Annotated in this window: 15 protein-coding genes, 2 pseudogenes and 1 riboswitch; of the genes and pseudogenes, 11 read left to right on the top strand and 6 right to left on the bottom strand. The window is 43.5% G+C overall.

Going from position 1 to position 14,102, the window contains the following annotated elements:
• Window positions 1–360 precede the first annotated feature (360 nt).
• On the top strand, window positions 361–864 hold the full coding sequence (locus tag ABE28_RS18680) for a GNAT family N-acetyltransferase (RefSeq protein ID WP_064465608.1): 504 nt from the start codon (window positions 361–363) through the stop codon (window positions 862–864).
• A gap of 74 nt (window positions 865–938) precedes the next feature.
• Here the strand turns inward: ABE28_RS18680 and ABE28_RS18675 are convergent, their stop codons facing one another.
• Complete coding sequence (locus ABE28_RS18675) at window positions 939–1,841, bottom strand: DMT family transporter (RefSeq protein ID WP_064465609.1); 903 nt, start codon at window positions 1,839–1,841, stop codon at window positions 939–941.
• A 150-nt stretch (window positions 1,842–1,991) separates the two neighbouring features.
• Here ABE28_RS18675 and ABE28_RS18670 point away from each other — a divergent pair, with 150 nt between their 5' ends.
• The 3 genes from ABE28_RS18670 (at window position 1,992) to ABE28_RS26130 (ending at window position 5,518) form a co-directional block, all read left to right on the top strand.
• Window positions 1,992–3,368, top strand: coding sequence for an aminotransferase-like domain-containing protein (locus ABE28_RS18670; protein ID WP_064465610.1), 1,377 nt, complete (start codon window positions 1,992–1,994; stop codon window positions 3,366–3,368).
• Between the two features lie 251 nt (window positions 3,369–3,619).
• Entirely contained in the window at window positions 3,620–5,305 is a 1,686-nt protein-coding gene (locus ABE28_RS18665) for a methyl-accepting chemotaxis protein (RefSeq protein ID WP_064465611.1), read from the top strand.
• A gap of 93 nt (window positions 5,306–5,398) precedes the next feature.
• Window positions 5,399–5,518: an IS3 family transposase gene (locus ABE28_RS26130; RefSeq protein ID WP_373921295.1), complete on the top strand. Its 120-nt coding sequence runs from the start codon at window positions 5,399–5,401 to the stop codon at window positions 5,516–5,518.
• On the opposite strand, the gene ABE28_RS18660 is transcribed toward ABE28_RS26130, so the two are convergent.
• Complete coding sequence (locus tag ABE28_RS18660) at window positions 5,488–6,405, bottom strand: aldo/keto reductase (protein ID WP_064465612.1); 918 nt, start codon at window positions 6,403–6,405, stop codon at window positions 5,488–5,490. The two genes, ABE28_RS26130 and ABE28_RS18660, sit on opposite strands and share 31 nt — an antisense overlap.
• A gap of 691 nt (window positions 6,406–7,096) precedes the next feature.
• On the opposite strand from ABE28_RS18660, the gene ABE28_RS18650 reads away from it, so the two are divergent.
• From ABE28_RS18650 to ABE28_RS18640, 3 genes are read left to right on the top strand one after another with little or no spacing between them, the layout of a single operon-like run.
• Window positions 7,097–7,462, top strand: coding sequence for a DUF2089 domain-containing protein (locus ABE28_RS18650; RefSeq protein WP_064465614.1), 366 nt, complete (start codon window positions 7,097–7,099; stop codon window positions 7,460–7,462).
• Between the two features lie 15 nt (window positions 7,463–7,477).
• Complete coding sequence (locus ABE28_RS18645) at window positions 7,478–7,867, top strand: SHOCT-like domain-containing protein (protein WP_064465615.1); 390 nt, start codon at window positions 7,478–7,480, stop codon at window positions 7,865–7,867.
• 9 nt (window positions 7,868–7,876) lie between these two features.
• Entirely contained in the window at window positions 7,877–8,158 is a 282-nt protein-coding gene (locus ABE28_RS18640) for a hypothetical protein (protein ID WP_064465616.1), read from the top strand.
• Between the two features lie 93 nt (window positions 8,159–8,251).
• On the opposite strand, the gene ABE28_RS18635 is transcribed toward ABE28_RS18640, so the two are convergent.
• Window positions 8,252–8,746, bottom strand: a complete 495-nt coding sequence (locus tag ABE28_RS18635; RefSeq protein ID WP_064465617.1) for a L,D-transpeptidase family protein — start codon at window positions 8,744–8,746, stop codon at window positions 8,252–8,254.
• Between the two features lie 194 nt (window positions 8,747–8,940).
• On the opposite strand from ABE28_RS18635, the gene ABE28_RS18630 reads away from it, so the two are divergent.
• The 3 genes from ABE28_RS18630 to ABE28_RS18620 all read left to right on the top strand — a co-directional run bounded on the left by ABE28_RS18630 (window position 8,941) and on the right by ABE28_RS18620 (window position 10,639).
• Window positions 8,941–9,249 carry a hypothetical protein gene (locus ABE28_RS18630; protein WP_064465618.1) on the top strand — a complete coding sequence of 103 codons (309 nt, stop codon included), beginning with the start codon at window positions 8,941–8,943 and terminating at the stop codon, window positions 9,247–9,249.
• A gap of 102 nt (window positions 9,250–9,351) precedes the next feature.
• Complete coding sequence (locus ABE28_RS18625) at window positions 9,352–10,077, top strand: ZIP family metal transporter (protein ID WP_064465619.1); 726 nt, start codon at window positions 9,352–9,354, stop codon at window positions 10,075–10,077.
• 205 nt (window positions 10,078–10,282) lie between these two features.
• Window positions 10,283–10,639 (top strand): hypothetical protein, encoded by a 357-nt coding sequence (locus ABE28_RS18620; RefSeq protein WP_064465746.1) that lies wholly within the window; start codon window positions 10,283–10,285, stop codon window positions 10,637–10,639.
• Between the two features lie 48 nt (window positions 10,640–10,687).
• Here the strand turns inward: ABE28_RS18620 and ABE28_RS18615 are convergent, their stop codons facing one another.
• On the bottom strand, window positions 10,688–11,509 hold the full coding sequence (locus ABE28_RS18615; RefSeq protein WP_064465747.1) for a 5'-methylthioadenosine/S-adenosylhomocysteine nucleosidase: 822 nt from the start codon (window positions 11,507–11,509) through the stop codon (window positions 10,688–10,690).
• A gap of 196 nt (window positions 11,510–11,705) precedes the next feature.
• Window positions 11,706–11,810, bottom strand: a riboswitch (purine riboswitch).
• A gap of 141 nt (window positions 11,811–11,951) precedes the next feature.
• Between ABE28_RS18615 and ABE28_RS24650 the strand changes: the two are divergent.
• A pseudogene (locus ABE28_RS24650) lies at window positions 11,952–12,164 on the top strand (NUDIX domain-containing protein); the annotation flags it as partial.
• A gap of 7 nt (window positions 12,165–12,171) precedes the next feature.
• On the opposite strand, the pseudogene ABE28_RS18610 reads toward ABE28_RS24650, so the two are convergent.
• Both ABE28_RS18610 and ABE28_RS18605 read right to left on the bottom strand, forming a co-directional pair.
• A pseudogene (locus tag ABE28_RS18610) lies at window positions 12,172–12,731 on the bottom strand (NAD(P)-dependent alcohol dehydrogenase); the annotation flags it as partial.
• A gap of 79 nt (window positions 12,732–12,810) precedes the next feature.
• The gene (locus ABE28_RS18605) at window positions 12,811–13,734 is read right to left on the bottom strand and encodes a LysR family transcriptional regulator (protein ID WP_064465621.1); all 924 of its coding nucleotides are present in this window, start codon (window positions 13,732–13,734) and stop codon (window positions 12,811–12,813) included.
• Between the last annotated feature and the right edge of the window lie 368 nt (window positions 13,735–14,102).

Genomic DNA, 14,102 nt, shown 5'->3' with positions numbered 1-14,102 from the left:
ATTTCCCTTAAATATCCTCCAAATCCATTGGTTTTGGCATGACACCGATGCACAGACTGGTACCATGGATGGCGCCATGATCATTATATTATGGTTACACTGATGTTTTAATAATGGCCGATCAATAAAAATTGGCCGAGAAGCAGGGGAGAATGAATAGTGGATGCTATGGTTAATACATAGATCCACTTTTTTTCTTTTAGAGTTGGTCATTAATTCTTGTAATATCCCAACTCATTTAACGGTTGAATGGATCATAGACATTTAAAAGCAAGTCAGCCTAAGCAGGACATCAATCCCCTTAAACAGAATCCAATATACAAACTGTATCTCATGCAAAGTAAACGGAGGGAGTAGCTGATGAATATTCGTATTTTACAAGAGTGCGATGCCCAGTTATACCAGAAGGTGCGATTGCAAGCCTTGAAGTTGAATCCTGAAGCATTTGGTTCAACTTATGAGAGAGAGGCGGGATTTTCATTAGAGACGGTTAAGGAGAGAGTGAAGCCGACAGGGGATAAGTACATGGTTGGTGCTTTTGATGATGGAGAATCTTTAGTGGGAATGGTTACTTTTGTACGTGAAAGCAATCTCAAGACCAGGCATAAAGGGAATGTTTTCGGGATGTACATTGCTCCGGGCAATCGTGGTCAGGGGTTAGGGAAATCATTAATGAAGGAGCTTATTCGCAGGGCGCAGGAGTGTGATGGATTGGAACAGCTTAATCTAACGGTTGTTTCCACGAATGTCTCTGCAAAGAAGCTATATAAGTCTTTGGGGTTTGAGGTTTATGTTACAGAACGACATGCTTTAAAATATAAGGGGCACTATTATGATGAGGATTTGATGGCTCTGATGATCTGATTAAGGAGCATGTAATTTCATTGAACAAGATTAAGGGCCTTACAGATAGCAAGGCTCTTATTTCAAGGCGACAATCACCCCTCCCCAGCCACCTCCACCTTCTTCCGTACACTGGCACCCTTCCCAAAAATAACGGAAAACACGACAATCACAGCGATTACAATCGTAAAATAGGTGATCGATTCATGTAGAAATAGGGTGGCAAATAATATCATCAAAAATGGCTGCAGGTATTGGATTTGGCTGACCCTGGCTATTCCGCCTAGTGCCATTCCGCTGTACCAGGCGACGTAGGCGAGGAATTGGCTGACGACGGCGAGATAGATGAAGCTGATCCAGGCTTGGATGGGTGCATGGAGCATTTCCGTTGTCATGCTTAGGGCGACCGGAATGATGAAGAAGGGGGCACCGATGATGATTGCCCAGGCAATCACCTGCCAGCTGCCTAGTTCCTTCGCTAATTTTCCTCCTTCCGCGTAGCTGAGGCCGAGGATGATGACGGCTGTCAGCAGGGCTAGGTCGGCATATTGCAGTGAGCCGAATCCAAGATGGAGGGCATAGATGATGACGGCCAAGGAGCCGATTGCGCTTGAGATCCAGAATTTGAGCGAGGGTATTTCGCCGGCCCGAAGCATGGCAAATCCGGCTGTCGCTAATGGCAAAAGCGCCACCTCCACTGCGCCATGTGACACGGGCAGGTCTTCCATGGCCCACGAGGTGAGGAGCGGAAATCCTAAAACGGCGCCGATCGCAACGATCAGGAGACTTTTGAATTGTCGGGGTGAGGGTAATTTTTCCTTACGAATGAGCAATACGACCGCGACTAACATGGCCGCAACGACCGTTCTGCCTAAGCCGACGATTGTCGTTCCGAAATGCTCGACGGCAATCCTTGTAGCAGGGAGCGTTAAGCTAAAACAAATGACACCGACCAATCCTAATAATAATCCGAGTTTTTCTCTTTTTTCTCCCTGCATCCTATCCAGCTCCCATTCTATTAGTTGTTTCAAATCTGTACCATTTATAAAAATAGTTTTGTTATAATTAACATAATATGAGTACAGGGATGAAAAATAAACCAGTTTTTTGTGAATCTGTCCTGGTACAGATGGAGGGAGGGCGACAGGATGAGCTTGAAATACAATAGAATCATGGAAGACATGAAGAGCCGGCTGGAGGAGGGTACCCTTACGGCAGGGAGTAAGCTTCCTTCTGTCCGGAAGGTGTCCGAGGATTATGGCTGCAGCAAGAGCACGGTCATGAAAGCTTATGATGAGCTTGAAAAAGAGCATGTCATTTATTCCGTTCCGAAAAGCGGATATTATGTGGTCAATGACTTTCAGCAAGCGAGGGAGGAGCAGGAGGTGATTGATTTTTTGTCTGCCGGTCCGGATAAAAATATCATGCCTTATGTGGAGTTTCAGCATTGTTTGAATCAGGCCATTGACACATACAAAGAAGAGCTTTTTACCTATTCCGATCCACAAGGGCTGTATTCGCTGCGCGTGCAATTGGTGAACTATCTGCAAAATCTGCAGGTGTTCACCGAGCCGGAAAGCTTGGTCGTTGTATCTGGCTCGCAGCAAGCCCTTCATTTATTGGTTTCTCTGGCTTTTCCAAATGGGAAAAACAATATTTTGATCGAACAGCCTACGTATTTCGGCTTCATCGAGTCCCTCCATCTGCAGCAGGCTACCGTTTTTGGGATAGAATTAACGATGGAAGGGATCGATCTTGATCGGCTGGAATACATGTTTCGCAATAATGATATAAAATTTTTCTATATCGTCCCGAGATTTCACAATCCGCTTGGACATGGTTATACGAATCGTGAGAAGAAAAAAATCGTTGAGCTGGCGGAAAAATACGATGTCTATATCGTCGAGGATGATATTTTAGGAGACCTTGATCCGGATTCGAAAGCTGATCCGTTATTTTCATTTGATCCTTCGGGGCGGGTGATTTATATTAAAAGCCTTTCGAAAATTTTTCTTCCGGGCTTGCGGATTGGTACGGTCGTTCTGCCAGCTATCATGATGAGGGATTTTTTGCAGGCTAAATTCTGTGTGGATTTTACGAGCTCGGCACTTTCCCAAGGTGCGCTGGAAATTTATTTAAAAAGCGGGATGTTACATAGCCATCTTAAAAAAGTGAAAGAGGTGTACCAAAAGAAAATGCTTCTCGTTCAAGAAGCCTGTGAAGCATGGCTGCCGGCTAACACTTCCTTTTCAAAACCGGCTTCAGGATTTTATCTTTCCATAAGCTTGCCCGGAAATGTGAAGGCGAAGCAGGTCGTCCAGCTGCTGCACGAGCAGCATGTCTATGTGGATGATGCCTCCAGGATGTTTTTGCCTCCATATAAAAAGGAAAATCTGATTCGATTGAGCATCTCCCAAGTGAACGAGAGTCAAATTGTACCTGGGATCAAGCTGCTGGCTGACTGCATTTCCGTCCTTGACAGCAGGAAAATTCATGGAAAGCCAACCAACTTTTTGCCGATTTAGGGTAAGTACAGATAAAAATGGAGCCCGCTAAAATGTGAACTGCGCCTCCCATTGTTAGATGTGTCTAACGATTGGGGGACAGTACACATTGGTAGGGCTTTTTTGTTGTAGCTCCGATTAGTGAGCTGCCATGGAGGCGGCTTTAATTTTTTTTGCTGCTAAATGTATTTATCTTAATAAAGGAGCTGGGGTTCCGATATATATGATGATTGAATGTTGAACATATATTGCATTTTAGGAGATGTAACGAGTTGAAAATTAAAACGAGATTGATCACTACAGTATCTATTCTTATTGGGACCATTCTAATATTGGGTAGTTTTGCTGTTTATGTAATAAAGGCATCATCAGAAAGGGATTCCATCCTTCAAGATAAGTTGGAAATTCAAAAGAGTGTGATTGGAATTCAATATCGCCTTGCCGGTTTATCAAATGATGAAAGGGCATTTATCATAACGGGGGATAAACAATTTACCGAAGGGATGGAAGAAAAAGCAAATGATGTATATAAGAAAATCGAAACAATTAAGGGGCTTAATAAGGAAAAGAAACACGGGGAGAATATAAATAAGCTGGAAGAGGACTTTAATGATTTTTGGGAAATGAACCAGCAAGTGATTAGCCTGTATAAAGAAGATCATGAAGGAGCCAAAAACCTGCACTTTGGAGAAGAAAGAACGCTTAGGAAAGAAGAGCTGGATCCTTCAGTAAATGAATTAGTGGAAACTCTTAACACGGATGTTTCCAATATCCAAGCTTTAAATGACCGTTATTCTCAGTTGAGTAGAGACGCCTTTCTCTTCCTGGCCATTGCTTCATCGATAGTTGGAATTACGTTATGTATTTTGCTGTTAAGGTCCATCCTTCAACCACTTGGAACGTTAAATCGTCAATTAGAAGAAATAGCTACAGGTGATGCTGATTTAACTAAGCATATGGAGATTAGGGGCAATAATGAATTTGGTCAACTAGCTAAGTCGTTTAATAGTTTCGTGGATTCGCTTAGACAAATGATTTCTCAAATTGGCATATCATCTGAACAAGTGGCCGCTGCTTCTGAAGAGCTCTCGGCTAGTACCGAGCAGTCCATCGTAACATCGGATCACATCACGGAAACGATGCAAGAGATAACGGAGAAAAATCGTGAACAAAGCCAATTGACAGGTAAAAGTTTAAAGTCGGTGAATGATTCACTTAACAGCATCGTTTCGGTTGCTTCGAATACATCAAAGGTAGCGGAAGTATCATCAACTATGAGAGAGCAGGCTGAAAGCGGTTCAAGCTCAGTAAAAGAAATGCTTGAGCAGATGAAATCTATCAATCTGTCAGTTGACATGGCGGATAAGGGAGTCACCTCATTAGTATTCAGCGCGACAAAAATTAAAGAAATCTCCACTCTGATTACTGATATTTCAGGTCAGACGAATTTACTTGCATTAAATGCTGCAATTGAGGCTGCTAGAGCCGGGGAGCATGGAAAAGGATTTGCCGTTGTTGCAGAGGAGGTTAGAAAATTAGCCGATCAAACGAACCAATCTGCGAATGATATCCATGAGCTCGTTTCGATCATTCAAAATGAATCAAACGAGACCGTTACTAATATTCAAATTGTAAGAGATAACGTAGACTCTGGAATCAAGCATTCTGAAGAAACGGTAACAAACTTTGAAGAAATATTAATTTTAATTGAGCAGGTAACATCTCAAATTCAAGAAGTGGCAGCCTCTACCCAGTTTATAAAGACTGGCTTTGATGACCTGCAACTCACCATAGAAATCATTGCTGAAGGGTCACAGGAAACGCTATCCGGTACTGAAACAGCAGCAGCTGCCAGTGAACAGCAGTTGGCCTCAATTGAGGAGGTCTCTAATGCGACCATTTCGTTGAACAAATTGGCGGAGGAATTGCAGGAGATGATTTCTCGCTTCAAGGCGTAACGAAAAATAGAAACGGAGCTGCCCCTCCAATTGTTAGTCACAGCTAACAATTGGAGGGGAAGTTTTAAGCTGGGCTTAACGTGTCTGGTACGTATGAAGAATCATTACAATCATCAACGAATTAAAGTGAAATTAAAAGGCATGAGACCGGTTGGTTTCCGGATTCATGCCCCTTTTGGGTTTTACGGCAGCACATTGCCTGCCGCGCGATAGATGCTATACCATTCTTCGCGTGTTAGCTTGATTTCGGTTGCCTGGCAGCAATCCTTTAAGCGGCCTACATTCATCGTCCCGATGACCGGCTGCATGTGCGCGGGGTGGCGCAGGATCCAGGCGATGACAATCGTCGTGTTGCTGACGTCATATTTGCTAGCGATTTCATCGATTTGTTTGTTCAATTCAGGGAACTTGTCGTTTCCAAGGAAAACGCCTTCAAAGAATCCGTATTGGAAGGGTGACCAAGGCTGAATCGTAATATCGTTCAGTCTGCAAAAATCGAGCACACTGCCGTCGCGGTTCACGGCTTGTTCATTTTCCATATTCACATTAAAGCCATTGGAAATCATGTTGGCGTTCGTGATGCTTAATTGCAGCTGGTTGGCCACGATCGGCTGCTTGACCGATTTTTTCAGCAGCTGGATTTGCATCGGGTTTTGGTTGGAAACGCCGAAATGACGCACTTTTCCCGAGTTTTCAAGAATATCGAAGGCCTCCGCCACTTCTTCCGGCTCCATTAACGTATCCGGGCGGTGAAGAAGAAACGTATCCAGATAATCCGTTTTCAGGCGCTTCAGGCTTGCGTCCACCGATTCGAGGATATGCTCCTTGGAAAAGTCGAACATCCCCTTGCGTATGCCGCACTTGGATTGCACGATGATCTTTTCCCGAATGCTCGGGTTCATCCCGATGGCGTCAGCAAAAATTTCCTCACATTCGCCGCTGCCATAAATATCAGCATGGTCGAAGAAGTTCGCGCCCAATTCCAGCGCCGTTTGCACAAAGTGCTCAGCCTCGGTCTTGTCCAGCGAATTGATTCGCATGCAGCCGACTGAAACGACTGGCACTTCTAATGTGCTGCTTCCAAATTTCATTGTCCTCATTGAATGATATCCCCCTTATTTGTCATGAAGTACAGAGTCTGTAAGTCCGTCACCAGTCCTGTCTTCACGTCACGTGTGAATCTCCGGTTCTCTTTTTGATTGTGACACACACGCCTGGTAGTTATCAAGATTTAGCAACCGTTACATCGGGATTCCCTACAGCTGTTTATATTTTGACGAGCTTATATTATATTAATCTATATAGAGTCAAGGTGTTCAGTTAGGAAAAAAATAATGAAGGAATGATATCATGTTTTTTTTTCTTATTATAATCATGGCAGGTCTTTGCTATTTGCAATATAAGCTCGTTAAAAAATCCACTATACTTGCAGGGCTGCTATTGCCTGTCATTTTTAGTGTAACTTACATTGTTCTAAACTTCGATTTCTTTCATTTATACGTGCTGGTTTTTTGTATAATCCTCTGGTTCTTATTCTTTTGGAAAATGATCAATAGTAAAAAGTAAGGTTTTTATATGAGCGCATGAATGGCAGTGGGGATCCCTGCCATTTTTTTCGTATACAAAGCAGTCTGTGTACTGAAGTTGATTTAATCATTAAGGTTAAAATCAATATTTTTAACAATTTTTATTAATATTATTGATTTTATTTATTTAAAAATTTAATTTTATCATTTATTTTTTTAATTAGTTGGTTTATAATCGCATTAACGAAGAGGAAGGGATTTTATTATGGCGTATAAATTAATCACTAATTGTCCTGTTTGCAGTAATACATTGAACATTACAAAGCTGTCGTGCTCTCATTGTCAGACTACGATTGAAAATGAGTTTGAGTTGTCTAAGCTGGCATCCTTATCGAAGGATCAGCTTCATTTTGTGGAAGTATTTCTAACATGCAGAGGGAACATCAAGGAAGTGGAAAAGGAACTGGGGATTTCGTATCCAACGGTTCGGGGCAAGCTAACGGACATCATTTCATCCCTTGGATATGTGCAGAAGAAGAAAAATGAAGTGGACGAGAAAAAAGTTGTCACCATGCTGGAAAATGGCGAGATCACACCAGAAGAAGCCATTAAGCTCTTAAAAGATGAATAGGGAGGAAATGATCAGATGAAAGAGGAAATTACAAGAGTGTTGACCATGGTTCAAGAAGGGAAGATTGACGCGGATAAGGGAGCAGAGCTGATTCAAGTATTAAAGGAGAAAGAAGAAACAAGTAAGAAGCCTGTTGAAAAATCGAATAAATACTTAGATAAAACATTGAAAATTCGTGTGGTATCAGCCGAAGAGGATAACGTCACGGTCAATTTGCCGATAAAACTGGTCAAAGTAGTGTTAATGGCTGGACATAGCATCGCAGCGAGTATCCCCCAATCGGAAAAATACATGAAGGATATCGACATAAACCTTGTTATTGAGGCAATCGAAAACGAATTGGACGGCCAAATCGTTGATATTAAATCGGCAAACGGGGATACCGTTTCCGTCTTCATCGATTAGGATGTACGGATGATGCATGTAAAAGTGAAAGCAAAAGACGTTCGATTTTCCATCCCGGTTCCGTATGCTCTTTTAAACATGGTGATTTCCATTTTGTTTTCCAAATTGGTTCATCAACTTGTAAACAAGTGGACAAAAGAGCACTTCGAAAGAAAAAAAGTGGACTTTACCTTTCCTCTATTAGACAAAAAAACGCTAAAGCCGTTCATCGAGGAATTGAAAAATTACAAAGGGCTCGTCTTAGTGGATGTCAAGGCCAAGGACGGTACCGAGGTTAAGGTTCGGCTATAAAGCCGAGCTTCAGGGGGACATTCCTTCACGTGTAATTTCTTAAGTGAATAGCTAAAAAAAGCCGATGGGATAATCTCGTCGGCTCATTTTCGTTTACGGATGAATCGTCACCGATGTCCCGATTGGAACGATTTTAGATAATTCCTCGACATCCCGGTTGTGCATGCGAATGCAGCCCTTGGATACGGCTTTCCCGATCGAGCTGGGGTCATTCGTTCCATGAATCCCGTAATGCTCCTTGGATAAACTCATCCACATCGTACCGAATGGGCCGCCAGGGTTGGGTTCTTTATTGACGATGATGAACTGACCTACCGGGGTTGTGAACAATATCCTGCCAACGGCGATCGGGTATTGTTTTTGCAGGACGCCATCCTTCAGAAGCCTTAGCGTTCGGTTGTTTATCGATACATCAATCTGGTACGGAAGGGAATCAGGAGGAGGAAAGCCGGGTATGATGATGGCTTGCCCCGGATAAATGACGTTAGGGTTTATGGACGGGTTAGCCAGGATGATCGATTCCATTGGCGTACGGTAGTCTCTGGATATTTGCCCCAGCGTTTCCCCTGACTTGACTGTATGAATCATCTTATCACCTCCATCGGTTATCTTCGTCACCGTATATAGTATGTGAAGGATAAAAAGTGTTTCGTGAGGTTTGTTATCTGTTTTTAATGAAACGTATATGTTCAGTAAATAAGCAGAAAAGAAACAGACATGAATGTTTGATACAATGTGTACTTTATCGAGTCGGATTCGACAGTGAATGAGGGGGATTAAGGGTGGAGGAGCATGTGAAAAAGGCCTTGGTGGAATGGAATGAAGAAATCAGTGACGTGCTGAAGGGGATTGAAAAGGAATATGAGGACGTGAAACGTGAGCTTCAGGTTTATTCCTACAAATTCAATATCACCAAGCAGGTTGTCCAATCGACGATCAATGATGAAATTATCCGCAATATCCGTGAGATGTACCATAAACCGTTTGAACAGAAGCTGAACGAAAAGAGGAAGGTTTTCCACATGTTCGTGGATAAAATCGCGAAGGTTAGTGGTATAGAGGAAGGAAAACCGCAGGCATCCGGCAGCTGAGAACGCTGCATGAATATCCCCTGCCCGCATTTCCCCCTGTCCTTGTTTACATACGGCACCAACATGGGTATCATGCAATAAAAAAGGAAAAGAGGGTATATGATGTGGAATGCGGTCTTTTGGGGAGGCGTTTCAGGTTCTGCTGTCCTGCTTGGTGCACTTGCGGCCATTTTCATTCCAATCAAGAAAAACGTCATTGGCTACATCATGGCATTCGGAACCGGGGTATTGATCGGGGCGGCTGCGTATGAGCTGCTTGCCGATTCGGTGGAGGATGGAGGCATTTGGGCAACGGCGATTGGGTTTATCGCTGGGGCGATCGTGTTTACGGGCTTGGATTTCCTTGTTTCCAAAAAAGGTGCCGATCAACGGAAACGATCGAATAATAGCTCTACGAAGGAAGCGGGCCTGGCGATTTTCATCGGGACGGTGATGGATGCCATCCCCGAGTCGATCATGATTGGCGCCAGCCTGTTAAGCGGCGGCTCGGTAAGCTGGCTGTTGGTCATTGCCATCTTCATCAGTAATATTCCCGAGGGGCTATCGAGTACGACAGGCTTGCTCAATAGTAACTATTCCAAAAAGAGAATCATGCTGTTATGGTTTTCCGTACTGGTCATATCGTCTCTATCCTCGATGGGCGGCTATTTATTCCTCGACCATGCCCCGGATTATGCGATGGCAGCGATGGCAGCTTTTGCAGGCGGAGGGATCATTGCCATGATTGCGTCAACGATGATGCCGGAAGCATTCGAAGAGGGAGGACCGATCACCGGGATATTCACCGCGGCCGGTTTGCTAATTTCCTTGATTCTTGATTCGATGTGATACGAATGGTTCGAAGTCCCCTTGCAAAGGAAAGGGGGCTTTTTGTGTGCCGGAAGTTCATCACCATGCATGCCTTGATGTGATGAATCTATCATCGTCGAATCTATCTGCAAAGAATAAATCCTAGTGTTAAAATAGCCTATCAAAACATATACTCAATTAATGCGATGTATCGGATTTTAGTCATTGGGGAGATGAGATGGAGATGAACTTCGAGATGCAAATAGCGAATATGCTGGCTGATCAAATCAAGGGTTTTATTGAATTCGTCCACAAACACCATCAAGATAAGAACAATATCTTTTGTTTACATATAGATAAATTGTATCAACTGAAGCTGCTTGTCGAAGAGTTCAAGTTTCAAGTATGGGCAGATGAGCTTAAAAGGATCAATCGATTCACCTGGGACGAAAACTACACGCATTTATTGGTTGATAGATTCAGAAAAGGCTATATCATCATTGAAGAATACGTAGGAAATCATTACGATGATTTATTCATTTTCACCGCCAGATTACATACGTTGAACAGCCTCAGCCTGATTTTTTGCGATCAGGAATGACGAAAAAAGGCGCAGATAGTAGTCTGCGCCTCTTTTACAAGGTCGAGCTTATTTGCTTGTAGCCGTAGAGATATATTGTTTGACCACTTCATACACGTATTCTTGATTGGCGGAAGCTGTATTCGGGTTATATTTACCGCCATTCACTTTATTGTTCGATAGTACCCGTATTCCCAAGAAGGGAACTTCGTATGCTTTGGCGATTTGGGCAGCGGCGGCGCCTTCCATCTCTTCTACAGAAGTATCATATTTCGTATGGAACCATTTAATCCGATCGACTTCATTATTCCAGACATCCGCGGAACCGATCGTGCCATCGACAACCTTTCCTTTTGTGTACGTATCCTTAACGGCATGTGCGGCTGCAAGCAAAGCCTGATCTCCTTCATAGAAGCGTGGCTTTTCAGCATTCGGGTCCTCCCCGGCACTTCCTTCAGAAGCCATTAGGTCCATCGGCTTCCATATAGTTGGATCAATGCCTTCGTTTTCGGCTTTATCTGCGGTTTTTAATGAACCCAGGTTTACCGTCCTTTTTCCTAAAACGATATCAAAAACGTTTAAGCTTGGATCATGACCGCCAGATGTCCCTTGATTGATGATGGCGATGGGGTTATATCTTTCAATCGCCACGGCTGTAGCGGCAGCGGTATTTTCCATCCCTTTACCTGTTTTCGCCACGATGACCGGGTAATCGGCTAACGTCCCGATGTAAAAAACAAAATCCCCTGATTTTTCTTCTTTCACATTTTCCAATCTTTCGGCGAAATGTTCAGCTTCGATCGGCATCGGACCTTGAACCAAGATGGGCCTTTGCGTCTTTTTTTCTGTCACTTCATTGTTGGAGGGCGAGCTGCAAGCTGTAACCATCATGACGAAAAGTAAGGCCATGATTCCTAATATCGAGTACTTTTTCATAGTAATCTCTCCTTTATATTTGATGCAAGAGCAGGTGTGGCCTGAAAAAAAGCCCCAGAATGGCAGAATCATCCTGCCTCCTGGAGCTGTGAAAGTCAAAGCATCGATAATAAAGCAAATGCTAAATCATCACCTGCTCAAATTAGACGAGCAGGAGGATACTTTAACTCGTAGTCCAGTTCTTTCGGATGGGAACCAGGTAGAAACGCTCGGACCATATTTCCAAGCTTATACGAGTAATGATATGTACGATTATTACTTGGCTAATATAACAAAGGATGGATAGGAAATCAACAAAAAAGTGAACATTCAATAATAATTATTATATAATGTTCGTATCTAGTGTCGTATTTTTTCGAAAACCAGCTAAATTTTCGAGAGAAAGTGGGTATTTATAATGGTGAGGAATAGAGGGGCCATGATCTTCATGGAAAAAGATAAAGTGGCCTTGATCAGAAGAAATAGAGAAGGGACTGAATACTATGTCTTCCCGGGCGGAGGCATCGAAAAAGGTGAAACACCTGAAACCGCTGCAAAAAGGGAAGCCTTTGAAGAATTGGGCCTTGAGGTGAAGGTAAAAGAGTGCTTGGCAGTCGTTCATTATAATGGAATTCAGTAACCAATTCAAAATTAGCGGCACTGCATACGCCGGTAACCTCTGTCCCAAAGCATTTCGCAAACTGTACCGCCGAAGTCCCTACAGCTCCGGAAGCCCCGTAGATGATCACCTTTTGCCCAGCCTCGATATTTCCTTTTCGAAAAAAATGCAGCGCTGTCGTTCCTCCAAATGAGAGGGCGGCCGCCTCCTGATAGGAAAGATTGGCTGGTTTCATGGCCACGGCCCTATCCTCAGGCAAGCATGTGTATTCGGCATAAGCGCCAAAATTCATGCCTGTCATCGTAAAAATCGCGTACCCGTTTTTGAATTTTTTCACCTTCGCTCCCGTTTCAACCACTTCCCCGGCCAGCTCCATGCCCAGGATGGCTTTGCGCGGCCTTGTAAGTCCGAGGAAGATCCGCATCGGAAGCCAAAGCAAGAAAGGACTATGGAAACGGCGGACTCTTATGTCCCATGGATCTTTACGAGGATTTCATTGTCCTTCGGAGTGGGTTTTGCCACCTCCTTGAGCTCCAGTACATCGGGTGAACCGTATTTGGTGCATACCATTGCCTTCATAAGCCAGTCGCCTTAGGAATCGAATCAATCTGTTCATCTTATGATGGAAGCCACCATACATGCAAAAAAGCAGTGACTTTTACTGCTTTTCCTTTTCGTTTTGATGATTGTCGCACTGCACGAAATGAATCCCTTCCTCCAGCATCTTCAATAATTCTTTCAAGGCGTAGGATTGGTAGGCGTCTTTTTTGGTGATGATTCCGAGCTTCCAGTATAGCTGCGAGTGTTTTAGCGGTTTGATCTTCACATTTTCATTGTTTTGCTTACGATAAATCGATCTGGGCAAAAGGGTGATGCCCAGCTTGGATGAGACGAGCTCGATGATTAAGTCCCATTGAGAGCTTTGGTAGGAGATGTCCGGCGTGAACCCGTCCTTTTCACATGCCTGAATGATGTAGTCATGCAAGGTGAAATCCTCTGAAAAAAGGATGAATTTCTCATCCTTCAATTCGGCTAAGGAGACAGCGGCTTGCTGGGCAAGTTTGTGTTCTTCATGAAGGAATAACACGAATTCGTCTTCAATGAACGGGGAGATATTGAAGGTTGCATCACTTGCTGGCAATACGACGATGCCGAGATCGATTTCACCCTCTTCGACTAGCTTGCCGATCAGCTTGGCCCCAAGCTCCACCAATTGAAGCGAAACCTTCGGATAACGTTCCTGGAAGCTGCGAGCAATTTCCGGGAAGAATAAGGTGCCAATCAGCGGCGGAATGCCAATTTTCACCTCGCCTGTCGTAATGTCCCTCAGATCATCGAGGAGCACGTTCAATTCCGATAAGGCGGCGAAGGCTTTTTGGCTTTGCTGATAGACGATTCGCCCCGCATCGGTTAGGCGCAAGTGTCTCGTAGAGCGGTCGAACAGCTCCACACGCAGCTCTTCCTCTAGTTTTTTGACGGCTTTACTCAAGGATGGCTGTGTTAAGTAGGAATTCGCCGCGGCAGTTGTAAAGCTTTTATGAAGGGCTACCTCCATGAAGGATTTTAAGTCTCGGAACTCCATATAATTCTCGCTCCTATTTATTCGATATTTGCATGGAATCTATTCTTTTTATTCATTTTACTTATAAATTAAGTGGATGTAAACTATATGAAGATAAAAAAAGCAAGTATATATTACCCTATATCAAAAAAAACATTCTCTTTGCTACAAGGATGAAATAGAAGGTCGCATCCTTTGTTAATAAATATATTCCTTACTTATCGCTTGGCTTATTCATTTATGGAGTATGGTCATGGGATGAAGGTAAATTATCTTGGCATAATAAAGGAGAATGTTCTGATTTTAGCATTTTCACATTTTTTTGTTCAGGGGTAGAGGCTGATCCGGCCGAGAGAGATCTACACATCAAGGGGGAACTGGGATGGAAA

It is taken from the genome of Peribacillus muralis, from assembly GCF_001645685.2.
GTDB classification, from domain to species: Bacteria; Bacillota; Bacilli; order Bacillales; family DSM-1321; genus Peribacillus; species Peribacillus muralis_A.
This window is presented reverse-complemented; position numbering and strand designations above follow the sequence as displayed.

What these genes read in the sequence shown, in the direction of transcription:
- ABE28_RS18640 (WP_064465616.1), top strand. Translation starts at nt 7,877, where the DNA reads ATGATGCATGTAAAAGTGAAAGCAAAAGACGTTCGATTTTCCATCCCG.
- ABE28_RS18615 (WP_064465747.1), bottom strand. Translation starts at nt 11,509, where the DNA reads ATGATGGTTACAGCTTGCAGCTCGCCCTCCAACAATGAAGTGACAGAA.
- ABE28_RS18675 (WP_064465609.1), bottom strand. Translation starts at nt 1,841, where the DNA reads ATGCAGGGAGAAAAAAGAGAAAAACTCGGATTATTATTAGGATTGGTC.
- ABE28_RS18670 (WP_064465610.1), top strand. Translation starts at nt 1,992, where the DNA reads ATGAGCTTGAAATACAATAGAATCATGGAAGACATGAAGAGCCGGCTG.
- ABE28_RS18650 (WP_064465614.1), top strand. Translation starts at nt 7,097, where the DNA reads ATGGCGTATAAATTAATCACTAATTGTCCTGTTTGCAGTAATACATTG.
- ABE28_RS18620 (WP_064465746.1), top strand. Translation starts at nt 10,283, where the DNA reads ATGAACTTCGAGATGCAAATAGCGAATATGCTGGCTGATCAAATCAAG.
- ABE28_RS18680 (WP_064465608.1), top strand. Translation starts at nt 361, where the DNA reads ATGAATATTCGTATTTTACAAGAGTGCGATGCCCAGTTATACCAGAAG.
- ABE28_RS26130 (WP_373921295.1), top strand. Translation starts at nt 5,399, where the DNA reads ATGAAGAATCATTACAATCATCAACGAATTAAAGTGAAATTAAAAGGC.
- ABE28_RS18645 (WP_064465615.1), top strand. Translation starts at nt 7,478, where the DNA reads ATGAAAGAGGAAATTACAAGAGTGTTGACCATGGTTCAAGAAGGGAAG.
- ABE28_RS18635 (WP_064465617.1), bottom strand. Translation starts at nt 8,746, where the DNA reads ATGATTCATACAGTCAAGTCAGGGGAAACGCTGGGGCAAATATCCAGA.
- ABE28_RS18625 (WP_064465619.1), top strand. Translation starts at nt 9,352, where the DNA reads ATGTGGAATGCGGTCTTTTGGGGAGGCGTTTCAGGTTCTGCTGTCCTG.
- ABE28_RS18660 (WP_064465612.1), bottom strand. Translation starts at nt 6,405, where the DNA reads ATGAGGACAATGAAATTTGGAAGCAGCACATTAGAAGTGCCAGTCGTT.
- ABE28_RS18605 (WP_064465621.1), bottom strand. Translation starts at nt 13,734, where the DNA reads ATGGAGTTCCGAGACTTAAAATCCTTCATGGAGGTAGCCCTTCATAAA.